Below are 25733 nucleotides of genomic sequence, written 5' to 3'. Positions count from 1 at the left end.
ATGACCGTTACTTTAGATGGCGTGCCTTATTTTAACAATGATCAGTGTTTTAACCATGACGTGTATCAAAACAACGTCCTGAGTCGTGATGGTTAGAATAGCTTATACAGTGTGGCTCACGTTAAAGGAAATGTAGAGATGGAATGGCTAATTATTATAGCAATTTCGATGTTTGTCATCGCACCGGTGATGTGGCTAAAGCCCAGTCCACGTCAGAGACGCCAGCAGACGCTGCGCACGCAAATTGCCAAGCAAGGCGTAATTATCAAACTGGAAAAACCACCGCTTCACCATTTTAAAGGGACGATGCCTGCCTACCGGTGGCACTATCCTCAGTCAGCACCTGGGCCGGATTTCCTTTTGGTCAGAGACAGCAATGCCAGTGAAGCTTTAGCACCGTATTATGCGGGCTGGCGTTGGCGAATAGCCCCTTTGCGGCCGCTTCCGGGTAATGCCGAGATACCGTTAAAAGCACTGCTTGAGCGTTTGCCACTAGACGCGCTGGTGATACAGTCGACTCCCTACGCGCTGACCCTATGGTGGTGGGAGTCGCAAACCGCTGAACGATTCACGACATATTTACCAGAGTTTAAGCAACTGATTGATACTCTTCAGGGCCATGTCGATCGGCCCAACGGTCAAGCGCTCAAAGGGACAGAGCAGACTGTGCCAACCTCAAAGAACGATCATGAGACTGGACCGTCTTGATCGCGTGCCTGAATTGCTAACCCGTTGGCTTCAATCACCGCCAGCCATTCATTGAGCTGTTCAAGGTTCTCCTCGCTCAAGCCTGCAAACATCTCTTTACGCGCCTGCTGGGCAACACTGTCGATTTTTTCCAACAACGGCATAGCAGCTGGCGTCAGATAGATACGTTTGCTACGGCGGTCATTGTCACAGGCACGGCGTTCCACCAAACCTTGCTCTTCAAGCTGACCGAGAGTACGCACCAAGGAAGGTGCCTCAACACCAATGGCGCGGGCAAGATCGCACTGTGGGTGCCCCTCGCCCATACGCCACAAGTGATAGAGCGTGACCCAACGCGTTTGCGTTAAGCCTAAGGGGGCAAGTCGTCGATCTAGAATTGAACGCCATAGATGCGGCAAGCGTGCGATACGAAAACCAATCGTTGAAGCCATAAGTAACTAGCTACCAATAAGTGTGAGTAGGCGAATTGTCATAAGCTGCGCCACTGAATGCAAGGCGATTAACAATTCAGGCATCCGGTTGCGCCTCTGCATCATTAGTGCGGCCCGGTAAAAAGCGCCGTAAGTTCAATCCGCTTAAGCCACTGGCGTATATTTCTCCATCGGCTAGTGAAGCCTGCTGGCTATCCTCTGCTACCTCAAAGCGTATTAATCCTAAGCGCTGCCCAGTACTTGTCATAATGTCGATGCGCCACTGCCCGGTTGAATCTTCTGGAAAGTTTTGTTTGTGACTCCATGCGCGGTATCCCTGCTCACGTCCGCCGTTGATGTTCAATTCCACTACGTCCATTGGCTCACCATTATGATGCCAAGCGTGGGTAATGGTTTCACTCAGCCCACGCGGCGCCCGGATGGCGGTGTACACATAAAGGCCATTTGCGCTGATAGCTTGGGGCGTTAGCGCCATAGAACCTTGAGGAATGCGCCGCTCAACGTCAAACCCAGGAGAAAGAGCACTGCTGGTCATCCATAGGCTGGCAGGTGGCACCCAAATACGTCCAAGCCAAGCGCCGTAGGCTAAGATCAGCGTTAATCCAAAAAAAGCACACCAGCGTTTGAGCGAGCTTTGCTTTAACAGGTGCCAAAAGCTAGGTAAGGCAACAACGACCGTGATCCCAAGGGCTAAGAGTAAGCTTTGCCCTGTGGTGAGGTGTACCATTATCGGTAACGTCACGAGCAATACGAGAAACACGCACATTGCGTGAAATAAAAAGTAAAGACTGCGCCACCGTTCAGCAATTTTAAAATAGATGGGATCAACGATAGAAAGTAGCGCCATAACGCCCACTAGCAGCGCAAACAGCGTTTGGCCGCTATTCCATACTGTGGTGACTAAAATAAACGGCAATGTGAAAAAAAGCGTTTCCTGATGAATCATCTGGGCAATAAACGTTGTTACGCCTCTTGGCGGAGTAGGGTGACCACGACGTTTTAACCAGCGGCTGATTAACCCTTCGGAAAGCAGTAGCGTCCAGGCGAACAATAGCCCTAATGCCAGCGCAGCTCCCAGCCACTGCTGACGATCGACCAGAAAGAAGCTGCCTAACCCGGCAGTAAATGCCATGGGCGGCCATAGCCAGCTCCATGGCTTTAGTCGCTCGACAATGCTTTCTATATGCCGCTGAACGGTGGCAATGCGCGATGGCGTGAGCAGTGCGCCCATATAAAGTTAACCTGCAAAATAAAAGGAAGCGTGATCCTAGCAGTATGAACGCACACAGGGGAGTACTGGTCTCAGTAGATTGGTAAATTAGCCAAAAGTCAGGGCTTGACGTACACAGGCAACTCAACCAAGCTAAAGCGATCAAACGAGCGTATGAAATCGATTGGATTGTATTGACCGGATAATGGTATTGGCCGAATAAAAGTGTGGCGGGTTCCTTTATGGAGCCAACCCGAATTGTGGAGAGAGCGCGGATGATCTATCAAGGCAACGCCATCACGGTGACACGTCGTGACACCCCGAGTGGCAATGACATCGCTATGCTCACTTTCGATCTGAAAGGTGAGTCCGTCAACAAACTCTCCAGCGCTGTGGTAGCAGAGCTGGGTGAGGCAGTGAAAGCCCTTCAAGCGGAAGGTAGCTTGAAGGGCTTGCTCATTGCCAGCGCTAAAGACGTGTTCATTGTGGGCGCCGATATCACTGAGTTTCACGCGCTGTTCGATAAAGGCGAAGAGTACTTGGTGGAGATGAATCTCAAGGTACACGATATCTTTAACGCCATTGAAGACCTGCCATTTCCCACGGTTACCGCCATTAATGGGCTGGCGCTTGGCGGCGGCTGTGAAGTATTGCTGACCACCGATTTTCGCGTGATGAGCGAGAAAGCCAAGATTGGTCTGCCGGAAACCAAGCTCGGCATTCTGCCCGGTTGGGGCGGTTGTGTGCGCCTGCCACGTATTATCGGCGCCGATAATGCCATTGAGTGGATTGCCGGTGGTACTGAAAACCGCGCTGATGCTGCCCTGAAGGTGGGCGCAGTGGATGCCGTGGTCAGCGCCGAGCAGTTGGAAGATGCCGCGCTGGATATCCTTGATCGTGCCAATGCCGGCGAGCTGGATTATCAGGCGCGTCGCGCTGAAAAGACCAGCCCACTAAAGCTCAACCCGATTGAGCAGATGATGGCGTTTGAAACCGCCAAAGGCTATGTCGCTGGCAAGGCTGGGCCGCACTATCCCGCGCCGGTTGAAGCGATCAAAGTGATTCAGAAAGGCGCTGGTGAAGAGCGCGGCCGTGCTCAGGCGATTGAAGCCAAAGCCTTCGCTAAGCTTGCGCTGAGCAGCGTTGCATTTAACCTTGTTGGCCTATTTCTTAATGACCAAGTGGTTAAAAAGAAAGCCAGCAATTACGAGAAGCAAGCTCAGCCGGTGAAGCAAACGGCGGTGCTCGGTGCTGGCATTATGGGTGGCGGTATCGCGTATCAGAGTGCCTCTAAAGGCACGCCGATCCTGATGAAAGACATCAAGGACGACGCGATAGAGTTAGGTCTGAAAGAAGCCCGCAAACTGTTTGCAAAGCAGGTAGAGCGTAAGAAGCTGACTACCGAGCAAATGGCTGAAAAACTCACCAACATCCGCCCGACGCTCTCTTACGGTGATTTTGGTAACGTCGACCTCGTTGTCGAAGCTGTTGTTGAGAATCCGAAGGTCAAAGACGCTGTACTTACCGAAGTGGAAGGCATGGTGGGCGAGAACACTATTCTCACCTCCAATACTTCAACCATCTCGATCAACCGCTTGGCGCAAAACCTAAAGCGGCCTGAAAACTTCTGTGGCATGCACTTCTTTAACCCCGTACATCGTATGCCGTTGGTGGAAGTTATCCGTGGCGAAAAAACCTCGGATGCCGCCGTGGGCGCTACAGTGGCCTACGCTCGCGCCATGGGTAAAACGCCGATTGTGGTTAACGACTGCCCAGGCTTCTTGGTCAACCGTGTGCTGTTCCCCTACTTTGGTGGCTTTAGCTTCCTGGTTGAGCAGGGCGCTGACTTCCAGCGCGTTGATAAAGTGATGGAGAAGTTTGGCTGGCCGATGGGGCCTGCCTACTTGCTTGACGTGGTCGGCCTGGATACCGCCGTACACGCTAATGAAGTCATGGCCGAAGGCTTCCCTGATCGTATGGCGCGCGAGGGCAAAACCGCTATCCAGGTCATGTACGACAATGACCGCTTGGGCCAGAAGAACGACAAGGGTTTTTACGCCTACGAAGAGGACAAGAAGGGTAAGCCGAAGAAAGTGACCGACGAAGCGGCTTACGCCTTGGTCAAAGAGGTGGTGAAGGAGCACAAAGAGTTTTCCGACGAAGACATCATCGCTCGCATGATGGTGCCGCTCTGCTTGGAAACCGTACGCTGTTTGGAAGATGGCATTGTCGCGACGCCGGCTGAAGCTGATATGGCATTGATCTATGGCATCGGCTTCCCGCCATTCCGCGGTGGCGCTCTGCGCTACATCGATGCGATGGGCGTGGCTGAGTTTGTGAAACTGGCAGAAGGGCTAGCCGAAGAGCTGGGGCCGCTATACGCGCCGACCGATAAGCTGCGTCAGATGGCTCAAAATGGCGAATTATTCTATTCCAACGATAAGTCTGCCAACCAAGCCTAACCACCACGCATAGGAGATAAAAGATGAGTTTGAGTCCGAGAGATATTGTGGTGGTTGACGGTGTCCGTACCGCCATGGCGAAAGCCAAGAATGGTGCTTTTCGTAACGTTCGCGCTGAGAACCTCTCCGCTGCGGCCATGCAGGCACTATTTACGCGTAACCCAAACCTAGACCCGTCGGAAGTTGATGATGTGATCTGGGGCTGTGTGAATCAGACACTTGAGCAATCAATGAATATTGCTCGCAACGCAGCGATTATGACCGGTATTCCCCGTTCGGTACCTGCGCAAACGGTCAACCGTTTGTGCGGCTCTTCGATGACTGCGTTGCATATCGCTGCGGCCAATATCAAAGCGGGCATGGGTGATTTTTTTATCATCGGTGGCGTGGAGCACATGGAGCACGTACCCATGGCCCACGGCGTTGACGTCAACCCTGCAGCCAGCAAATACGCGGCCAAAGCGGCGATGATGATGGGGCTCACCGCTGAGCTGCTGGGCAAGATGCACGGCGTTTCCCGAGAAGAGCAGGACAAGTTTGGCGTGCGTTCTCACCAGCGCGCTCAAGCGGCGATGGAGAAGGGCTACTTCGATAATGAAATTATCGGTGTTGAAGGCCACGATCAGCGCGGCTTCAGGGTGATGGTTCAGCGCGATGAGGTGATTCGCCCCGACTCTACCCTGGAATCTATGGCGAGCCTCAAGCCGGTATTTGATCCGCGCAACGGTACCGTGACCGCGGGTACGTCCTCGGCGCTTTCTGTCGGCGCCTCGGCAATGGCAGTGATGAGCTACGAGCGCGCTCAAGCACTGGGCTTAGAGCCCATCGCGCGAGTGCTTTCGACCGGTGTGGCGGGTTGCGATGCGTCCATCATGGGGTATGGCCCAGTGCCAGCGTCCAAGAAAGCGCTTAAAGCCGCTGGTCTCTCTGCCGCTGATATCCAAACGGTTGAGCTCAACGAAGCGTTTGCCGCTCAGGGTATTCCAGTGCTAAAAGACTTAGGTTTCCTGGATGCGCTGGACGATAAGGTTAACCTCAACGGTGGTGCCATTGCCCTTGGGCACCCGCTGGGCTGCTCGGGCTCGCGTATCTGCACCACGCTGTTGAACGTTATGCAGCAGCGCGATACCACCCTGGGCTTGGCGACCATGTGTATCGGCATGGGGCAGGGCGTTGCAACGGTGTTTGAACGACTGAAATAACCATAGCGCTTAGGTACTTAAACGGCATCCTTCGTGAACTGACCCCATAAACTTGGACAGTGAAAAGCTAAGCGGTTAAGGCCTGATTTCGGTACTGCACCGGACTCAGGCCTTTTAGCTTGGTCTTGATACGCTCGTGGTTGTAGTAATGGATATATTGGCGGATGCCCGCCTGTAACTGTTCAATATCGTCGAACCGATTCAGGTAGAAATATTCAGACTTCAGCGTTCCAAAGAAGCTCTCTATCGCGGCATTATCCAGACAATTTCCCTTGCGTGACATGCTCTGGATTACGCCATACTCTGCAAGCTTGCGCCGGTAAGCAGGCATCTGATATTGCCAACCTTGGTCGGAATGCAGTAACGGTGCGTCTTGGTTGACCAGCTTGGCCAAGGCTTTCTTGAGCATTCCCCCTACCAGCGAGAACTGTGGCCGCTTCTGTATTGAGTAGGACACGATTTCCCCATTGTAGAGGTCCATCACAGGCGATAAGTACAGCTTTTCGCCTCGGACATTGAACTCCGTGACGTCGGTGACCCACCGTTGGTTGGGGCGTTCAGCCTGAAACTGACGGGCAAGAAGATTGGGAACACTGGCCTGCTGTCCACGATAGGAGCGGTATTTCTTTGGGCGTACCAATGACTTCAACCCCAGATGCTGCATCAGACGTTGAACTGTTTTGTGGTTGACCTGCTCTCCCGCTTGGCGCAACGCTGCCGTAATTCGTCGATAGCCGTAGCGCCCTTTGTGACGCTCGTAGAGGGCGTGAATTCGACGCTTCAGACCAGCATGCCGATCATCCAGTTGCTGCACCCTTACCTGATAATAGAAGGTGCTACGCGACAGTTCGGCTACTTTTAGCAGCATCGGCAAAGGGTGGCCTTGCTTCAGTTCAAGGACTACCCGCGCTTTTTCTGCGCGGCTTGCTCTTTGGCCTGACGCAAGGCCCTCAACTTTTTTAGGTAGGCCACCTCAGCACGCAAGTATTCATTTTCTTGGAGCAACTGCTCCAGCGAGCTCATTTCAGGCAATGGAAGTGGGGGCTTTGGTGGCTCTGTTGTAGGCATCTTCGTCGGTCGACCTCGGGCTTTAGGCTCCAACGCCTGGAAGCCTCCTTCATGATACTGACTTTCCCACCGCCGTACGACGCCCGCTCCACCTCGGATATCGAACAGAGTCGTCGCTTGTAAGGCTGAGAGCTCCTCTTGCCTCATCCGTTGCAATACCGCTAATTTGAACTCAGCGCTGTAGTGGCTGAACTTTTTCTGCAAGCCAGTTAGACCATGCTCTTCATAGTGTTTAACCCAACGCCTGATGGTGGTAGGGCCAGGACCGTACTGTCTGGCCAGTCTCTTGTAACCTTGTTGTCCTTCTGCGTAGCTTTGCACTACTAGTAGCTTGAACGCTTCATTGTATTTCGTCATGAAAAACACCCCAATCGTTGGATGAGTGTCCAACTTTTGGGGTGCAGTTCATTCGAGGTGCCGTTTTTATTTGTCAGGTTTTTGTTCAGAAAAGCACTATTCAGGTTCAGATTGAAAAGCCGTGCGGTGAAAATCCGCTGCAGCTTGTACTTCCGCAATGCCGCAGGTATCGGGTACCGGTACTGTGTTGCCCGCCAGGACTGCCAGCACCGCCCTTGTACCGTTGGCCAGTGACTCAAGGTTGTAGCCGCCTTCTAATACAAATACCAACCGGCCATCACAGTGCTGTTCGGCCAGCTGTTGCATAAAACCGGTTAGCGCGCCAAATCCTTCGTAGGAGACGTTGAGCGCCAAGTCATGCCAGTGGGGGTCAAAGCCTGCTGATACTAAAATGATATCAGGTTTAAACCAGGCAGCTGCTGGCGCCAGGATGTCGCGAAAGGCTTTCAAATACGCTTCATCACCGGCGCCAGCAGGTAGCGGTACGTTGATGGTGGTGCCTTCCGCCAAACCGGCGCCTACTTCTTCCAGGTGGCCAGAGCCGGGGTAAAAGGGGGCGGCGCGGTGAATATCAAAAAACATCACATCGGGCTCTGCCCAGAAAATATCCTGTGTACCGTTGCCGTGGTGGGCGTCCCAATCAACAATGAGCACTCTTTCGCAACCTAACGCGCTGCGGGCATGGGCTGCCGCCACTGCGACATTGTTAAACAAGCAAAAGCCGCGGGCGCGAACAGGTTCGGCGTGGTGGCCTGGAGGGCGCACAAGAGCGAAGGCGCTTTTAGTGCGTTTTTCCATCACCGCTTCCACTGCGGCAATAGCCGTTCCAGCGGCGACTTCTGCGGCATCAACGCTACCCGGTGAGACCGCCGTGGTGTCCACATCCAGCCAGGCATTTTTGCCGCGCAGGCTAAAAATGTCGCTTAGATAGGAAGTGGTATGCACACGCGCTAACTGCTCATGGGTAGCCGCTTTACCCCCTTCAATTTTTAAGCCTTCAATGGGTGCTCTCTCAAGCAGCTGTTGAATAGCGGTTAATCGCCCAGGGTGCTCGGGATATTTCCAAGGCACGGGTAAGCCAGCAAGCAGATGGCGAATGCGCTTATCGATTCGCTGGGGTAAAAAGTCAGCGTCGATATTGGGTTCGTGAGCGAGTACGCGATCATCATAGAAGGCAATGACATTGTGCATAATGGCTACCTGAAAGATGTGCGTTGATGACTCTCAATCGCACTGAATGCACGAAGTGCTTACCTACAGTAAGGCAGGCTGCGCGTGGTTATACAATGCCGCTTTCAACACTAAACGCTAAGGTCATGCTAAGTTCTTCTACTTGATCTGCAAACGTTGGCTGCCATTCACCGCGTAAAATGAGGGGTGCCTGCACCCAGCGCCAGCGTAAGCCGGTCACGATGCTCTCTACTGCGCGCTGAGTGCCCGTGCCGTCATGTCCTGCGCGGATATAGAGCGCACAGGGCAATCCTTGCTTTTTTTCTAGAACAGAATAGTAGGTGCGGTCAAAACATAATTATACGAATATGAAAAATGATAATTTTGTTGTCGAGTGAGTGAATCAGTAACGATGAGGCTTAGGGCTACCATGCTGGCAACATTTTTCTGGCAACAGTTTTAAATGAATCGTGATTCATATGATTTTTCTAGACAACAACTTTTTTTCGACCCACCAGCCTCAGATAATAAGTACCTATACAAAAGAAATCCGATATTCCCTGCCGTAGCCTGACAGCACCTCATGCACATGTTGTCTCAGGGATTGAAAGCTTTCGTAAGCGGCTAGTGACAACCACTCATACTTCACCTTGCGCCAGAGAATCTCGATTAGGTTCAATTCTGGCGAATAGGAGGAAAGGTAGATCACGTAAACCCGCTGGTTCTGCCACTCCAGTCGCTTGCGCTGAAACAGGGCCGAGCGATGAACACTGGCATTGTCCACCACCACGATGGCAAAGGTATCCGGCGACTTTTGGGAAATAAAACGATCAAAGGCTTCGATAACGACCTCGGTGGTGACTGTCTCAGTTGTCGAATGGTAAATCAGCTTGCCTTGTCGACTCAGAAAGCCCAGCACATTTAGACGCTGACTGTGTGAGTAAGCGGGGATCCTTCGAGGATGTCCGACGGGGCTCCAGGCGTAAGGCAAGGCAGACGCCTGGGAAAAGCCAGACTCATCGAAGTAGTACAGTTCAGCGTCGTCTCTCTCTTCCCAGCGCTGAAGCTCTGCCAGCAGGCCTTGAGTATTACGAAAGTCTTTCTCGTCACGCCGATCTTTCAGAGATCGCCGAGCCCGTTTGAAGCTATACCCCAGTTTTTTTTAATGCTCGCTTGATCGTCATGGTGCTCGAACACTTTCCCGTTTCTTGCTGTAGTCGTACCTGGACCGCTTTCAGCTGGTGAGGTTGTTCTTCTGCAAGCGCCCGTAACCGTTCCCGCTCCTCATCACTGTAGATAGAAGGACGGCCGGCACGAGGCTTATCATTGAGCCCTTCGAGCCCCTTTGCTTCCCAAGCATCAAACCAGAGCGAGACCGTCTCTCGTGTGACCGACAGGATCTTGCAAATCTGGTTAATGGTGTGTCCTTGATGGCTCAGCACAATGGCATGGGCACGGCGACGCAAGGCTGGCTTTTTACCATGTGTGTAGGTAGCGATTAGCGCCTGAAGGTCAGTGTCGGACAGAGGTAGTACAAAACGAAACTTCATGCTCATCGTCCTGATTTAATAGTCAGAGTTATAAGCATAGCGGAAAACTTATGTTCGGCTACTTACCTGCCTCAATGCTCGCTTCCATCGTCAATCCTAACTCTTCACATTGATCAATAAATTCTGCCTGAAATTCTCCTCTACAGATTAGAGGGTCTTGCACAAGCTTCCGACGTCACCCCATCTTCAGTAGCAGCCGGGTTTAGAGTCAGAAGTAACTTTATCGTAGTTTTACTACCAGTTGCCCGGCATAGGCTGAAAGTGTCAGCCCTCCAAGACTCTTCTTCGGTCTTTCTTCGTTGTACTCCCGCCGCCATGCTTCGATGACAACTTTGGCGTGATGGAGACTGGTGAACCAATGATCATTCAGACTTTCGTCTCGAAAACGCCCGTTGAACGATTCGAAGTAGGCGTTTTGATTGGGTTTTCCAGGGCCGATTAAAACAGTGCAACGCCACGTAGATGCGCCCACAACATTCTTTACATTATACGTACGAATGGCGCTAGTTAGGCCACATTGTAAAGCCAGATGATCCAGAATCAGTGTTAACGACAGCCCGCCAGTGGCACGTTCAGGCACAATAGCCACGGCTTCATGGGTAGCGTCGTCGACAACGGTGAGGTTCTTTATCACTCGCCCGCCTGCGATACGGTCAAACACAAAATCCATTGACCAGACCTGATTGGCAGCGCCAGGGCGACCCAGTGGCTTTCGTTCAGATGTGGGAACCTTCTTGCGCTTTCGTTGTTTTACCTGCAACCGAGCCGCCGCGTAGAAGCGCTCGACGCGCTTATGATTGACCTGTTCACCGGCTTGACGCAGCTTCAGGTAGATCATGCCAGCGCCATAGCGACGATGCCGATGGGCCAAGGCAACAATGCGTTCACGCAATGCCTCATTACGGTCAGGAGGCAATTGATAGCGCAATGCACTGGCACTCATACGGATGACACGGAGCGCTCGGCTCACTGAGGCCACGTGCCACCATAAAGCGCCCCACCTCTCGGCGTGCAGGGGCACTCACCACTTTTTTCCCAGCGCCTCGCGAGTGACCTCCATCTCCAGCGAGCAGCTTTTCCAAGCGTCCATTTTCGGCTTTGAGTTCTTTGAGTCGCTTGGCATCGGGCACGCTCATGCCACCAAACTTGCTGCGCCATAGGTAGTAACTGGCTTCAGAGAAACCGTGCCGACGGCATAGCTCCTTAATGGGCAGTCCTGCTTCGGCTTCGCCCAGGAAGCCAATGATCTGTTCTTCGCAGAAACACTTCTTCATGTCCAATCTCCTTACGTAGGATCGGACCCTAAAGTGTAGCGCTACTCAATCAAGGGGTGACGTCGAATGAGGTAGCTGTAGTCCACATGCCAATTTATAACCCTAACTGATTTTTTATTGTAATTATTTATTTTTTTTAAAAAAGGTCTTGACACCCCTTGACACCTCTAGAATATTATTCTACAAATAGTAAGTACACGGAAAGTAAGTGAACGTACATTATGTGCACTGCCTATATAAGGAGACCTTCTTAAAGAACTTTGCATGGATGAGGTTTCTTTTGAGGACTTTACAGGGCTGATAGTTGAAAACGCTCGAAGGAGTTGGTTGTGAGTATAATAAAAAGTGAGTCGCCATACCCAGTAATTAAAGTAATATTAGCTTATCAGTCGTCAATAACCGCTATTGCATTCCTTTTGGTTTTATTGATTGTAACTGTATATGCCTGGAATACTTTGGGTGGATATGGTTTGGCTATAGGGATATTAACTGGGGCTATTGTATCTGCGATTTTGAAAAGTTATATAGAAGTGCTTGAGATTATATCTGATACGCTTATGCCTCAATAATATAGTTATTAGGTAAGGAGGTAGCATGACTGAAAAGTTGGATTATGAACTTGCTGTAATTGGTGGTGGGTTAGCTGGGCTGAGTGTTGCGGTTAGAGCAAGTGAGTTAGGATGCCGTACTGCTGTTTTCGAAAGAGGTCCCGAAGGTGATTATCTTTGTAATAGCAGATTGACAGGGGGGTTATTTCATATTGCCATGGATGACATGACTGATGATGAAGATATTATTAAAAAAAGGTTAAAAGAAATCACAAGCGACCTTGAAAATGATGTGCAGGTTAAAGCTTTGTCAGAAACGGCACATGAATCCCTAGAGTGGATGAAAAAAAAAGGTGTTAGGATTATCAAAGCGGGACCTGATGGTTTAAGAAAAAATGCCCTTGCACCACCCGGAGTTAGGAGTACGGGGTACTTTAATGGCGGAAAGCCATATTGGCAAGGTAGAAGCGGCGATGTAATGCTAAAAACGCTCTCAAAGAGATTAAATGAACTTGGTGGTGAAATAGTTTACAACGCAGCAGCTGTAGATCTTATCGTTGCTAGTGAAAGTAAATGCATAGGCGTTATTGTTGAAAAAGATGGAAAAAAAACTAACGTATGTGCGAATAATGTTGTTATTGCAGATGGAGGGTTTCAGGCTAACAAGGATCTGATTAAGAAATATATATCCAATGTTCCTGGTGCATTAATGCAAAGGAACGCAGGAAGTGGTTTGGGAAATGGAATTCTGATGGCAGAAAAAATAGGTGCTAAAACTATTGGAGAAGAATCATTTTATGGGCACCTGCTTTACAAAGAGGCACTAAATGATGATAGGTTCTGGCCTTACCCGGTAATAGACAGCCTTGCTACCGGTAGTATGATTGTCGACGAAAATGGTCGAAGGTTTTGTGATGAAGGCATGGGTGGGGTTTATATAACAAATCAAGTTGCCAGGCTCAGGCACCCTTTGTCATCTGTAGTCATTTTTGACTCAACTGCATGGGAGCATGGTCCCGGTAAAGATTGGTTGATACCGCCTAACCCCTTCCTTATTAAAGCAGGGGGTAAGCTAATAGAAGGACAAAGCATTGCCAAACTTTCAGAACAGTTGGACATACCCGAGGAAAATCTAAAAAGTACAATTGACGCCCATAACTATTTCGTTGAGCAGGGATTTGTTAAAGCAGATGAACCTGTAAGAACTGTGGGCAGTGTTAAATCCTACCCAATTAAAACCCCACCGTTTTATGCCATACCTGTTTGCGCAGGTATTACCTATACAATGGGGGGAATATTAACTAATGAAAATGGTCAGGTAATTAATAAAAATGATGATGTGATTGAAGGCTTGTTTGCAGTTGGTGCTTGCACTGGCGGTTTAGAGGGGGGGGGGAGCTCTGGTTATAGTGGTGGTTTATCTAAGGCCTTGGTATTTGGGTATAGAGCAGGAACTTATATCGCTAGCAACCATCGATAATTGTAATATATAACGGATAAATTATATATGAATATTAACAATAATCTGAATGAAAAAAATTATGATATTGTTGTTGCTGGTGCTGGTCCAGCAGGGATGGCTGCTGCAATTGTGGCTGCGAAAGATGGATTAAAAGTGTTAGTTGTTGAAAAGACAGATCAAGTTGGAGGTACGGCAGCGACTTCCGCTGGATCCTTGTGGATACCGGGTAATACACAAAGTATAAAAGAAGGGTATAGTGACAAAATTGAAGATGCTAGTAATTATCTAAAATCTTTGATTTCAAGCGAAGAGAACTCAAGCAAAAGAAATTTATATTTAAAGATGGCGCCAACGGTCATCGACTTTTTTAATGATAATACTGATGTTAAATTTATTCCATGTGGAAAGCATCCAGACTACCGTTCTGATATACCAGGACATGCTGTGTCAGGAAGAGCTATTATCCCCGAAGTCTTTAATGGAAGACTACTAGGAAGTAATTTTTCTAGGTTAAGGCCTCCGATTCCTGAATTCATGATTCTCGGTGGCATGATGTTTGGTAAATCAGACATACCACATCTTATCAACAGGTATAAAAGTCTAAAAAGTTTTTGGCACACATCTAGACTAGTTGGTAGGTATTTTGTCGATAGAATGAAATATCCGCGCGGCACACGTGTAGTTATGGGGAATGCACTAGTAGGACGGATGTATTACTCACTTATTAAACTAGGTGTTGATGTTTGGTTCAATTCTAAAATTGAATCTGTTGATAGCAGAAATGAAATAATTAGCAAAATAATAGTTTCTAGAGGTAATAAATCTGAAATTATAAATATAAATTATGCTTTAATTTTGGCTACTGGTGGCTTTTCGCACAATGAAGCTTATAGAAAAAAATATATGTATTCTCCAACACCAAAGTTCTCGCTCGGTTGCGAAGAAAATAAAGGAGATGGCCTGACGATTGCAGATGGAATTGGTGCTGAAATTGAATATACCACACAAGGGGGAGGAGGCTTTTGGGCACCGGTGTCTGTTACATATCATAAAAAAGGAAAAAAAGGGCTATTCCCGCATTTATCTTTAGACCGCGCAAAGCCTGGTCTGATTGCAGTAAATAAAAAAGGGGTACGATTTGTCAATGAAGGGTGTTCGTATCATGATTTTGTTGAGGCTATGTATTTAGACGCAGATAAAAATATGCCTTGTTATTTAGTGTGTGATGATAATTTCATTAATAAATATGGACTTGGTTATATCCCCCCCGGTGTAAAAGATATTAATAAATATGTTGAATCTGGTTACATTAAGTCGGCAAAAAGCATTAAGGAATTGGCTGTCACAATAAATGTACCCGAAAAATCCCTTATTAATGAAATTAATAAAAATAATGAATTTGCAAAATCAGGAAAAGATTTAGATTATGGGAAAGGCAATGCTGAGCTAAATAAGTTTAATGGTGATGCTAACCATAAGCCTAACCCATGTATAGGAAGTATAGATTCTCCTCCTTATATTGCTATCGAAATATGGCCTGCTGAGATAGGTTGCAGTGCTGGGATTAAAACAGATAGATGGGGGCAGGTTATTGGGAAAAACGGAAAAAAAATTAGTGGACTATATACATGCGGTAATGATGCAGCATCGATTTTCAATGGGGAATATCCTGGACCAGGAACAACCTTAGGGCCTGCTCTAGTTTTTGGGTATATAACTTCTAAGCACGCTAGCGGAAACTTAGAATAATCTTTAACAAAATAAATTTATAAAATAGGTAAAGAAATGGACTTGATAACTAGAAGAGTATCAGTAGTAACTGGCGGTAGCTCAGGGATTGGTGAAGCAGTAGTTAAGATGCTATTGGAAAGAGGTGAATCAGTATGTATTTGGGACCTCAATCCGCCAGTATATGAGCTTAGCGTTATGGATGAGGTTTTCTATATAAAAACAGATGTTACAGATTCCGATCAAGTTAGTTCAGCTGTCAGTGAAACAATTGATAGATTTGAAAAAATAGATGTTCTGATTAATAATGCCGGTATACTCGGTAAGGTTGGTTCTATAGAGATACTCGAAGAGAATGAGTGGGATAGAGTGCTGAATATTAATTTAAAAAGTGCTTATCTAACAATAAAAAGAAGCTCCCCTTATATTAGAAAAAGTACTTCAGGTCGTATTGTAAATGTTGCATCAGTGGCAGGTAAAGAAGGCAACATAAATATGTCAGCTTACTCCGCTTCAAAGGCAGGCTTGATTGGGTTAACGAAGTCAGTTGCTAAAGAACTTGCGAATAGTGGTGTTCTTGTTAACGCTATTACTCCCGCTTTAACGAAGACCAGCCTTTTAAAGGGGATGACAGGTAGTGCCATGGAGGTAAGTGAGAAGTTAATCCCACTGAATAGGTTGGCCGAACCTAATGAGATCGCTGCTATGATTTGCTGGCTTTCGTCGGTTGAGTGTTCTTTCTCCACAGGAGCAGTGTTCGACGTTTCGGGCGGTAGGGCCAGTAGCTAAAGAAAGACAAAATTAACAAAAATAATGGAGCAATAAATGGAGATTTACATACTAAATGCCATTGTATATGGCGGCTTGCATTTCATCATTGCTGTTGGATTAGTTTTACTCTTTGGGCTCAGACAGGTAGTGAATTTTTCACATGGTGCCTTATTTATGGTGGGGGCCTATATAGGCTATATGTGTGCTTTAAAGTTTGGTTTCTGGTGGGCAATGATTGCTACTCCGTTTGTCATGGCACTACTTGGAGCAGTTATAGATAGGTTTGTTTTTAAGCCACTTCAAAAAGAAGATCCCATTGTTACTGTTCTGGTAACGTTTGGAATTCTTTTGGTATTACAAGATATGGTGCAATTTATATGGGGGCCTTCAATATTACAGATGCGTACTCCTTCAGTATTAGAAGGATCAATATCAGTACTTGGTTCTCAGTTTCCAGTCTATAGGGTTTTTATTATTATAGCTTCCCTATTAGTAGCTCTGGGGCTTGTGGCTTGGATCAGATTCACAAAAATTGGTTTGTATATCCGTGCATCTAGTCTTGACCCAGTTACATCCGGCATGCAGGGGGTTAACCCTGATAGACTGTCTATGATTGTCGTCGCAGTTGGTGTAGGTATTGCTGGATTGGCTGGCGTACTAGCAGCACCATTTATGTCCTTAACTCCACACATGGGAGGTACAGTATTAATTGATAGTTTTATAATCATTGCTACAGGAGGGCTTGCAAGTTTCTCGGGGGCTTTTGTAGCTGCCATGTTTATAGGTCTTTTGCGGACTTTTGGCATTGTATATGTACCAGAGATCGCATCAATGATTCCATTCATCGCTATGGTTGCGGTACTTATTTGGCGGCCTGAAGGTTTGATTAAGGTGGGAAAATGACTTATAAAGCAAAAATTAAAACAGCAGATCTAACTATAAAGAAGCCGAGAGTAAATAGCTTGTGGGTGTTGCTCGGGGTATATATCGTATCTGTTGTAGCCGTAGTATATTTTACATCTCAGCATTTCCACTCATCACTTGTGCAGGCATTGATAATTGCACTTATGGCAACCTCTGTCGGCTTCTTGGTAAAACAAAGCGGCTTAGTTTCTTTTGGACATGCTTTGTTTTTTGGGTTTTCTGCATACGCAATAGCTATTCTCACACAAAGGTTTGGGTTTTCTATAGAGATAGCAATAGTGCTTTCAATTGCATTATCTATTTTACTTGGGCTTATTTGTGGATTTGTGTTTATTAGGGGTATAGGTATTGCCTTTGCAATGCTTACATTAGCGACAGCACAGGCCTTTCATGAAGTGGCTCTGCGCTGGAGGGAGCTAGCAAATGGTGAGGATGGAATGTTTATTAACCTCCCAGAATCCATATTCGGTATGGACTCCAGTCTTCTATATAACCCGACTGTGATGCTGTTAATTACTTCTAGCGTGCTTGCGGCAGTGATAGTTACTTTAACTTTATTTTCACGAAGTAAGTATGGGCTTCTTACTATGGCCGTTCGAGATAATGAAGAACGTGTAAGGTATATCGGACATTCAGCTATCCTTCCTCGTGTCCTCATTTATGTTATATCTGCAGCCATATCTTCACTTGGCGGTGTACTTTTTGCCCTCTATAACACATTCGTCTCACCAGAGATTCTCCATTGGAGCTTTTCAGGAGAAGCTTTGATCATGGCTATAATTGGCGGCGTTGGGTTTATATGGGGGCCCGCACTGGGAGCAGTGGCTTTCTATTTCTTAAAGGAAATGGTGATGGGGTACACAGCATATTGGGCATTTTTCATGGGGGTACTCTTGATACTTGTTACTGTTGTTTTCCCTGGAGGTGTAGCCGGTGTTATGCACGCCTTATACTCTAAATGCTATAAAATTATAAAAACGTGGAGCAACAATGAGCAATAAACAAGATCCGGTTTTGACTGGGCGATCCCTAAGTAGAGTGTATGGCGGCTTCTATGCATTGGATAACATTAACATCTCCTTACAAAAAGCAGAGATAAAGGGACTAATTGGCTCAAATGGTGCTGGTAAGTCTACTCTGATGGATGTTCTTTGTGGACGTGGTGGAGGAAAAACGCATGGTGAAGTACTACTCAACGGAAAAGATATAGCAAATCTTTCATCTAGGAAAAAAAGGGAGCAAGGAATATCTAGATCTTTTCAAAAGACTAATATATTTCAAGGCTTAACAGTGCTTGAGCAACTAAGTCTCGCAGGGATGGCTGCAGAAGAAGATAACCACCATGAGGTTATAGATGCCCTAGAACTTGGGAGTATTGTTAACTTACAGGCATCAGAAATTGCTCATGGTGAACAGCGACGGCTGGATTTGGCGCTTGCACTTGTCGGTAAGCCAGAAGTTCTCCTCTTAGATGAACCCGCAGCAGGATTAACAGTTTCTGAATCATTGAAACTTGCTGGACTCTTGAGAGATCTTGCTAAGGATTGGAGTGTTTCTGTTCTGATAGTGGAACATGATATGGAAGTAATTTTTTCAATTTGCGATAGTCTTACAGTACTGCATTTAGGAAAAAAACTTGCCGAAGGAGATCCTAGCGAAGTGCGGCGTGATCCTGAGGTTATTAGTGCATTTCTTGGGAGTAGTGCGTAATGAGTTTATTAACCTTTAGAAATGTTAATTCATTTTACGGTAAAGCTCAGGTTCTTCATGATGTGAGTTTTTCTGTTAATGAGGGTGATAAAGTTGGTTTTATCGGAAGGAATGGTGTAGGTAAGACTACCGTAGTTAACTCATGCATCGGAGTCGCAAGCGTTAAAACAGGAGAAGTCTTGTTCAATGGAGAAAAACAAAAAGCTATCAAGTATCATAATGCTGCTTTGTCAGGTATTTCCATAGTTCCACAGGGTAGGAATATTTTTTCTAATCTTACAGTAAAGGAAAATTTGATTATGGGGTTAGCCTCTGGAAGGTCCGGGTATTGGGATCTTACTTCAGTATATAAGCTATTCCCGATACTGGAAGAACGACAGAACTCAATGGGTACGGCTATGAGTGGTGGCCAACAGCAAATGTTGGCAATTGGAAGAGCACTCATGGCAAATCCTAAGCTATTAATATTAGATGAGCCTAGTGAAGGTCTGTCTCCAGTGATGGTTGATCAGCTTGCTGATTCATTGGATAAACTTTCGGAACAAGGAACTAGCATAATGTTGGTAGAGCAAAATATATCTTTACTTGCTCGCTGTGTAGATTCTTATTACCTTTTATCTAAAGGCAAAATTGTAGACTCTGGAAAAATCAATAATGAATACTTAGAAGAACTTAAATCCCATATTGCTATATAGTTGAGGAGGTGTTTTAAGAAAATAATATTGGCGGCTTGTATAACAAATCTAAACTATTTGGAGAAGTGCTATGATTAAAAATAATAAAGTAAAAATTGGTTTTAGTGTGGCTTTGAGCTCTTTACTCTTCAGTGGCTATGTTGTAGCTGCTGATCCACTAAAGATTGGCATCCCTACGGCTGAGTCTGGAGCATATGCTGACCTAGGTGAGCAGGTTAAGCGAGCAGTTAATTTTGCTGTTGAGCAAGCAAATGAGAGTGGAGGTATTGATGGTCGAAAAGTCGAAGTTAGCTTTTTGGATACTCAAGGTAAAGCTGCTGAAGCGAGGAGGCAGTCTGAGAGGCTGATCAATTCAGGGTATAACATTCTCCTTGGGGGGATCGCCTCAGGAGAAGCCTTAGCAGTTGCTCCACTATTAAATCGCTGGGATGCCATGTACATCTCTACAATTCAAAAAGCTGATCAAATTACAGGAGAAAACTGTGATAGTCGCCTTTTTCGGGTCAATCATGCAACGGCATCAGATATTGTAGTTGTGAATCGCTGGATTGAAAAAAGAGACGAAAGCAGTTGGGCTTTGGTTGCATCGGATACTGCCTGGGGAAGGAATAATGCTGATAGCTTTAAAGCTGCCCTTCCTAAGTTTGGAAAAGATGTAGTCAGTGAAGATTATGTTGGGTTGGGTACTAATGATATGGCCCCATATATCCAGAAAGCAATTCAAAGTGGAGCTGAAGGCGTGTGGGTCGTATTAGCAGGCCGAGATGCTGTGAACTTTATTAACCAAGCTTCCTCTCTTGGGTTGCAGGAGAACTCAACATTGGCTGGTGTTTCATTTGCAACTGACAGCACAATCAACGCGGTTGGTGATATCGCAGAAGGTGTTTTTGGTATTATTAATTACGGCTCAACTCTTGATACTGATGAAAATAATAACTTTGTTAAAGAGTGGGCGGAGGTATATCAAGACTCTGTGCCTACAAACTTTGAAGGGGAAACATACGCGGGAATGCAGGTGCTTTTCCAAGCCGTCGAGAATAGCGGAAGTGTAGAGCCTAGTGATATCTCTGCTGCTATGAGCGGGGGCGATTTCAACACTATTTTTGGTGATGTACTTATTCGAAGTGAAGATCATCAACTTGTTAAGCCAAATTACTTTGGTGTTGTTGGCTATGATAATGATGTGTTGAAGCCGATCATTAATATGACATTAGATTCGGAGACTGCAACACCTATTGTAGGTGGCTGTAACCTTTAAAACCGCATAACCAGTCTGAGGGGTAACTCTCAGACTGTTAACCTTCATTTTATAGTGGTATTTATATGACCAAAGAAAATACATTACTTGATAATTCAAATGTTGCTGTTGTTACAGGTGGTGCCAGCGGGATTGGTAGAAGTATTGTCATTATGCTGGCGCATCTTGGTTACAAAGTTTATTCATTAGATCTTCATGTTTCAGAAGAGCTATCAGTTGAAAGAAAAGTGGTTCAGATAAGAACTAATGTTACTAAAAAGGAGGACCTCAATAATGTTTGTGAAACTATTCGTTATCAAAATGAGACTATTAGTGCGATTGTCAATTGTGCAGGAATTCTTGAAGTGCCGATGGAGCCGCAAGATATAGAATTTTCAGATTGGGACAAGGTTATATCGGTTGACCTTTCAAGTGTTTTCTATGTTTGTAATTCATTTAAGCCTTTGTTGGCGTCGGATAGTTCATGCATAGTTAATATTGCCTCTATTGCGGGTATGAGTTCTATGCCTTTACATGCTTATAGTACAGCTAAGTCTGCTGTTATTATGTTAACTAGAAACCTGGCTGCGGCTTGGGGTATGGAAAATGTGAGAGTGAATTCAGTTTCTCCAGGTTTTACTCTTACTCCTGCCATGCAGGCCCAAGTAGAAAATGGTCACCGTGACCTCTCTTTGTTAGAAAAGCATTCAGCTATGGGTCGTTTAGTCCAAATTGATGAAATTGTTAACGTAGTGCAGTTTCTAATATCAGATTTGTCCTCTGCTATTACAGGAGCCAATATTCCTGTTGACTGTGGATGGGTTCAGAAAAGTACTTGGGTTTCTCACGAACAAAAATTTTAGGTGTCTTTATGGATATTAATGTTGATGTAATTGTAGTTGGGGGAGGTGGTGCAGGGATGTCGGCTGCAATAGCTTCTGTAGAAAATGGAGCGAACACTGTTCTACTTGAAAAAAATTCCCATCTTGGTGGTACAACAATTTTATCTGTTGGATCTATTACAGTTTCAGATACTCAGTTTCAAGCTCGTGCTGGAATTAAGGATAGCCCGCAAGAGCATTTTAATGACATGTCTCTATTTATACCCGAAAGTATGAGAGATAAAGAGAATTATGAACTGAGGAAAGTACTAGTTGATAATGTAAAAGAGACGTTTGAATGGCTACAGAAAATTGGTGTTAGATTTCATGGTCCATTTCCTGAACCACCACATTCTAAAAAAAGGATGCATAATGTTATTCCTAACTCAAAAGCGTATGGTTACTATTTGAGCAGAGAGTGTATCCGTAAAGGTGTAGATGTTAAGCTAAACACAAAAGTTACAGAGTTGCTTTATAATGGAGATCGCGTTGTAGGTGTACAGGCTTGTGTCGATGGCCGCGCGTCTAATATCTACTCTAAATATGGTGTCGTGATTTCCTCGGGTGATTTCAGCAATAGTGAGTCTCTCAAAGCTGAGTTTAGGCCAGATGTTGCCCATGTTGATGGGTATAATTCATCAAGCACTGGTGATGGCCAGAAAATGGCTATTGAAATTGGGAGTGAAGTTGTTAACGGAGATCTCATCTGGGGACCTAGCTTACGCTTCAAAGAAGCTCCAAAGCCCTCATTGATAAAGCGGCTACCTCCTCATCCATGGCTAACTGCATTAATGCAGTTTGGTCTGGAAAAACTTCCTATGAAGTTCTTCAGGCCCTTTATTTTGCAGTTTATGACGTCATCGTTATCACCTGAACCTTCTCTTTTCGAGCGCGGGGCAATTTTGGTGAATGAGGAGGGAGATAGATTCTCCGACGAACGAAATAAGCCAGAGCCGGAAGTTGCTAGGCAAAAAGGAAAACTTGCATTTATTGTTATGGATAAAAACCTTAAGGAGAAGTTTGAGGAGTGGCCGAACTTCGTTTCTACCGCGCCAGGCGTAGCCTATGCTTATATGTCTGACTACAAGAAGACTAGATCTGATATTTTCCATGAAGGTAATAACTTGGAGGTTCTATCTAAAAGAATAGGAGTTAACTATCGATCGCTTAAGGGGGCTGTTGATAAAGTTAATGAAGAAAGGCGTGATGGTACAAATGGTTTGCCTGAAATAAAAGAACCTCCATTTTATGCTCTTGGGCCTGTAATGAGTTGGGTCGTGATCGCCGAAGGTGGGCTAAAGGTTAATTCTGAACATCAGGTGGTTCAAAAGGGCGGATGTCCGATCAAAGGGCTATATGCTGCCGGCTCATCTGGCCAAGGAGGATTGATACTTGCTGGCCATGGCCATCACATCGGATGGGCTATGACTTCAGGCAGGCGTGCTGGGAAATTTGTTGTTTCCCATAACTGACGTTTTGTGACTGGCCTGCTAGAGTGAGCCAGCCTTGACATGTATTTATATTTTCAATGAGAGTGGCATATGGATGACCCTTCGAGCAGTAATGCAAATAACGTTGACTTAGAACAGATGCTGAGACTTTATTCTCTTCCGGGGCACCTTGTTAGGAGAGCTCAGCAAATTACCGATGCATTACTCTATGAGGAATGCAGACAGTTTGATTTAACATCTGTTCAGTATGCAGTTTTAATTGTTATACGGTCTGTACCGAACATTGATGCCACAAAGCTCTCTAGTCTAGTTGCTTATGATAAGTCAACGCTTGGTGCTGTTTTGGAAAGACTGGTTTCACGTGGTCTTATTTCTAGGTCGCCAAGCCCGCATGACAGACGGTCAAAGTTTATAAATCTAACACCAAAAGGGAATGAGCTTTTAGAGGATTCTGCTCCGTCAATCATGCGTGTGCAAGAAAGAATATTGGCACCGCTAACTGAGCAGGAGAGAGATGTTTTTATGTCTCTTTTGAAAAAGCTTGTTAATTTGAATAACGAGTATTCTCGCTCCCCTCTTTTGTTTGATCCTAAAGACTTTGAATAATGTTAGTGAGTGGTGTGCTATTAATTTTAAGCTTTTTCATCTTTAAGGTGTTAGGTGCTTTCGGCTAAATGATTTTTACTTAGTCTATGGAGATGTTGCTTTGTATCGGAGTCGTGATGGACTCAATTTTTGAGTAATTTCAATATTGCCTACTAGTCTTGCCGTTGTGAAATACCGCACCGGCTCTCTAACCCACCGATAAACTCTCACAACAACCCGTGGCAAACGGGATGGAGCTAATAGATGCAGTACTTCCTCGATGGTTACCGCAGTGGCGACCCGCGGATCCAGCCCGCGGCTGAAGGGCGAAGTGACCCGCAGGGTCCGCTGCCGGAGGAGGTGGACGTGCTCATCGTCGGCACCGGTCCGGCGGGGCTTCTGCTGGCGTCGCAGCTCTCGGCTTTTCCTGATATCGTCACCCGCGTGGTGGAGAAGTCCGATGGGGCCCTGGAGGTGGGGCGCGCCGACGGCATTGCCTGTCGTACCGTGGAGATGTTTGAGGCCTTCGGCCTGGCCGAGAAGCTGACCACCGAGGCCTACTGGATCAACGAGACCCACTTCTGGGGTCCCGCTCTCGGTAACAAATCTCGTATCACCCGCCTTGGGCGTGTGCAAGACGTACGCGATGGTCTCTCCGAATTCCCCCATGTAATCGTCAACCAGGCCCGCCTGCTCGATTTTCTTCTAGAGTACATGCACAATTCCTCAAGTCGCCTTCGGGTCGACTATAGCCATGAGACGCTTAACGTGGAGGTGCCTATGGACCCCCATGAGCGAGTCATGGTGACCCTAAGCACCCCCAAGGGTGCAAAGACTGTTCGTGCCCAGTACGTGGTCGGCTGCGATGGTGCTCACAGCGTGGTGCGTGAATCTATCGGACGCTTTCCACAGGGGCACGGTGTGGACAAAGCTTGGGGCGTGATGGACGTCCTGGCGGTAACCGACTTTCCGGACATTCGCTTCAAGTGCACCATTCAGTCCGCCGAGTCGGGCAACATCCTGCTGATCCCCCGAGAGGGCGGCTATATGGTTCGGCTCTATGTTGACATGGGGAACATTGCCCCGGACGTCTGGTTGACCGAGGAGGAGGTGCTGGATAAAGCTCAAGCTGTGCTGTCGCCCTATACCTTCGAGGTGAAGGAGACCGCCTGGTTCTCCGTCTACCGCGTAGGCCACCGGGTCACCGATAAGTTTGACGATGTCGACGACGATCAAAAGGGGAGCCGCACACCGCGGGTTTTCATAGCCGGTGACGCTTGCCACACCCACAGCGCCAAGGCCGGCCAAGGCATGAACGTGTCGATGCAGGATACCTTCAATCTCGGCTGGAAGCTGATTTCGGTCCTCAAGGAGCGCAGCCCGGCGAGCCTACTGCACACCTACAACGACGAGCGCCACGTCATCGCCGAGAACCTGATCGAGATGGATACCCGCTGGTCGTGTGCGATTGGTGCCGCTCAGGACTCTGACGATCCCGAGGCTGCGATGAAGGGGCTGGCCGAGGTACAGCGCCAGTTCGTCACTAACAGCGAGTTCACCGCGGGTTTTGCCACTCACTACACGCCGGGGCTGCTCACTGGTGGCGATAGCCACCTGCACTTGGCCACCGGATTCCCACCGGGACGACGCTTCCACTCGGCCGAGGTGATCCGGCTCGGCGATGCCAAGCAGGTCCACCTGGGCCACGTGCATCGTGCTGACGGTCGCTGGCGCCTTTACGCCTTCGCCGACATGGTTGACCCGCGCAGCCCAGGCTCCCGGTTCAACACGCTGATGGACTACCTGGCCAGCGATGCCTCGGTGATCCGCCGCTTCACGCCGAAAGGGGCCGATCTGGACGCGATCTTCGACGTTCACGGTATCATCCAGCAGTCTCATCTCGAGGTGGACTGGGCCGACATGCACTCGCTGCTCAAACCGAACAAGGGCCTCTACGGGCTCCAGGACTACCAGAAGTCTCACGCGCCGGTTCTGGACTCAGACTGCGACATCTTCGACCTGCGCGGGATCGACCGTGGTGCAGGCGCCCTGGTGGTGGTGCGCCCGGACCAATACGTCTCTCTGGTGCTGCCGCTGGATAGCTTCGAAGAGCTCAATCAGTTCTTCGCTCGCTTCATGGTAGAGCCTGTCTGAACGGTGCCTATTACTTAGCCAAAATTATAAGTGGGCCAACACCCCTAGGTTGGCCCACTTCTTTTAAATTTTTTGATGTTTGTTATAGGGTCAGTGATATCCACATCGTGGCTGATCGCGTTTACTTTAATGAGGAGGAGATTCTTCTGTGTCAC

Annotated in this window: 22 protein-coding genes and 1 pseudogene; 16 read left to right on the top strand and 7 right to left on the bottom strand. The window is 47.2% G+C overall.

Annotated elements, in window-relative coordinates:
• Window positions 1-138: 138 nt before the first annotated feature.
• Complete coding sequence (locus ACXUPB_RS13450; protein ID WP_335597812.1) at window positions 139-708, top strand: preprotein translocase subunit YajC; 570 nt, start codon at window positions 139-141, stop codon at window positions 706-708.
• Here the strand turns inward: ACXUPB_RS13450 and slyA are convergent.
• Both slyA and ACXUPB_RS13440 read right to left on the bottom strand, forming a co-directional pair.
• The gene (slyA, locus tag ACXUPB_RS13445) at window positions 687-1139 is read right to left on the bottom strand and encodes a transcriptional regulator SlyA (RefSeq protein WP_335597810.1); all 453 of its coding nucleotides are present in this window, start codon (window positions 1137-1139) and stop codon (window positions 687-689) included. The two genes, ACXUPB_RS13450 and slyA, sit on opposite strands and share 22 nt — an antisense overlap.
• A gap of 76 nt (window positions 1140-1215) precedes the next feature.
• On the bottom strand, window positions 1216-2370 hold the full coding sequence (locus ACXUPB_RS13440) for a DUF5924 family protein (RefSeq protein WP_472952863.1): 1155 nt from the start codon (window positions 2368-2370) through the stop codon (window positions 1216-1218).
• Window positions 2371-2624: 254 nt separating this feature from the next.
• Here ACXUPB_RS13440 and fadB point away from each other — a divergent pair, with 254 nt between their 5' ends.
• Complete coding sequence (gene fadB, locus ACXUPB_RS13435; protein WP_472956753.1) at window positions 2625-4811, top strand: fatty acid oxidation complex subunit alpha FadB; 2187 nt, start codon at window positions 2625-2627, stop codon at window positions 4809-4811.
• Between the two features lie 23 nt (window positions 4812-4834).
• Window positions 4835-6013: an acetyl-CoA C-acyltransferase FadA gene (gene fadA / locus ACXUPB_RS13430; RefSeq protein ID WP_008959931.1), complete on the top strand. Its 1179-nt coding sequence runs from the start codon at window positions 4835-4837 to the stop codon at window positions 6011-6013.
• 67 nt (window positions 6014-6080) lie between these two features.
• Here the strand turns inward: fadA and ACXUPB_RS13425 are convergent.
• From ACXUPB_RS13425 to ACXUPB_RS13405, 5 genes and pseudogenes are all read right to left on the bottom strand, one after another.
• Window positions 6081-7438 (bottom strand): IS3 family transposase gene (locus ACXUPB_RS13425; protein ID WP_472952860.1). Its coding sequence is split into 2 segments (ribosomal slippage): window positions 6081-6958 and window positions 6958-7438, totalling 1359 coding nucleotides; the frame shifts between segments, so codons are not numbered across the junction.
• Window positions 7439-7534: 96 nt separating this feature from the next.
• The gene (locus tag ACXUPB_RS13420) at window positions 7535-8629 is read right to left on the bottom strand and encodes a histone deacetylase family protein (protein ID WP_008959930.1); all 1095 of its coding nucleotides are present in this window, start codon (window positions 8627-8629) and stop codon (window positions 7535-7537) included.
• Window positions 8630-8717: 88 nt separating this feature from the next.
• Window positions 8718-8960, bottom strand: a pseudogene (locus ACXUPB_RS13415) (flavodoxin family protein); the annotation flags it as partial.
• Window positions 8961-9143: 183 nt separating this feature from the next.
• Window positions 9144-10158, bottom strand: a protein-coding gene (locus tag ACXUPB_RS13410) for an IS630 family transposase (RefSeq protein WP_472952858.1) whose coding sequence is annotated in 2 segments (ribosomal slippage) — window positions 9144-9761 and window positions 9763-10158 — 1014 coding nt in all. Because the reading frame shifts where the segments join, the coding sequence is not laid out codon by codon here.
• Between the two features lie 220 nt (window positions 10159-10378).
• Window positions 10379-11432 (bottom strand): integrase core domain-containing protein gene (locus ACXUPB_RS13405; RefSeq protein WP_472952856.1). Its coding sequence is split into 2 segments: window positions 10379-11123 and window positions 11122-11432, totalling 1056 coding nucleotides; codons are not numbered across the junction.
• Window positions 11433-11761: 329 nt separating this feature from the next.
• On the opposite strand from ACXUPB_RS13405, the gene ACXUPB_RS13400 reads away from it, so the two are divergent.
• From ACXUPB_RS13400 to ACXUPB_RS13340, 13 genes are all read left to right on the top strand, one after another.
• Window positions 11762-12001, top strand: a complete 240-nt coding sequence (locus ACXUPB_RS13400) for a hypothetical protein (RefSeq protein ID WP_008959927.1) — start codon at window positions 11762-11764, stop codon at window positions 11999-12001.
• Window positions 12002-12026: 25 nt separating this feature from the next.
• Window positions 12027-13460, top strand: coding sequence for an FAD-dependent oxidoreductase (locus ACXUPB_RS13395; protein ID WP_008959926.1), 1434 nt, complete (start codon window positions 12027-12029; stop codon window positions 13458-13460).
• Window positions 13461-13487: 27 nt separating this feature from the next.
• Window positions 13488-15191, top strand: coding sequence for an FAD-dependent oxidoreductase (locus tag ACXUPB_RS13390; RefSeq protein WP_472952853.1), 1704 nt, complete (start codon window positions 13488-13490; stop codon window positions 15189-15191).
• 36 nt (window positions 15192-15227) lie between these two features.
• A complete protein-coding gene (locus tag ACXUPB_RS13385; protein ID WP_035587491.1) occupies window positions 15228-15959 on the top strand; it encodes an SDR family NAD(P)-dependent oxidoreductase in 732 nt (243 codons plus the stop codon).
• A 36-nt stretch (window positions 15960-15995) separates the two neighbouring features.
• Entirely contained in the window at window positions 15996-16844 is an 849-nt protein-coding gene (locus ACXUPB_RS13380; protein ID WP_008959923.1) for a branched-chain amino acid ABC transporter permease, read from the top strand.
• Entirely contained in the window at window positions 16841-17866 is a 1026-nt protein-coding gene (locus tag ACXUPB_RS13375; protein ID WP_008959922.1) for a branched-chain amino acid ABC transporter permease, read from the top strand. The genes ACXUPB_RS13380 and ACXUPB_RS13375 overlap by 4 nt, the downstream gene beginning before the upstream one ends.
• On the top strand, window positions 17856-18575 hold the full coding sequence (locus tag ACXUPB_RS13370; RefSeq protein ID WP_008959921.1) for an ABC transporter ATP-binding protein: 720 nt from the start codon (window positions 17856-17858) through the stop codon (window positions 18573-18575). The genes ACXUPB_RS13375 and ACXUPB_RS13370 overlap by 11 nt, the downstream gene beginning before the upstream one ends.
• Window positions 18575-19270, top strand: coding sequence for an ABC transporter ATP-binding protein (locus tag ACXUPB_RS13365; protein WP_008959920.1), 696 nt, complete (start codon window positions 18575-18577; stop codon window positions 19268-19270). The genes ACXUPB_RS13370 and ACXUPB_RS13365 overlap by 1 nt, the downstream gene beginning before the upstream one ends.
• Before the next feature lie 70 nt (window positions 19271-19340).
• Complete coding sequence (locus ACXUPB_RS13360; protein ID WP_008959919.1) at window positions 19341-20528, top strand: ABC transporter substrate-binding protein; 1188 nt, start codon at window positions 19341-19343, stop codon at window positions 20526-20528.
• 65 nt (window positions 20529-20593) lie between these two features.
• Entirely contained in the window at window positions 20594-21370 is a 777-nt protein-coding gene (locus tag ACXUPB_RS13355; protein WP_008959918.1) for an SDR family NAD(P)-dependent oxidoreductase, read from the top strand.
• An 8-nt stretch (window positions 21371-21378) separates the two neighbouring features.
• Window positions 21379-22860: an FAD-dependent oxidoreductase gene (locus tag ACXUPB_RS13350; RefSeq protein WP_008959917.1), complete on the top strand. Its 1482-nt coding sequence runs from the start codon at window positions 21379-21381 to the stop codon at window positions 22858-22860.
• A gap of 69 nt (window positions 22861-22929) precedes the next feature.
• Window positions 22930-23445, top strand: a complete 516-nt coding sequence (locus ACXUPB_RS13345) for a MarR family winged helix-turn-helix transcriptional regulator (RefSeq protein WP_008959916.1) — start codon at window positions 22930-22932, stop codon at window positions 23443-23445.
• A gap of 243 nt (window positions 23446-23688) precedes the next feature.
• Complete coding sequence (locus ACXUPB_RS13340; RefSeq protein WP_472952847.1) at window positions 23689-25578, top strand: FAD-dependent monooxygenase; 1890 nt, start codon at window positions 23689-23691, stop codon at window positions 25576-25578.
• Window positions 25579-25733 lie beyond the last annotated feature (155 nt).

This window comes from Vreelandella sp. DA03-1M (assembly GCF_055725665.1).
Note: the sequence above shows the minus strand (reverse complement) of the source record. Positions and strands in the feature narration are given on the sequence as shown.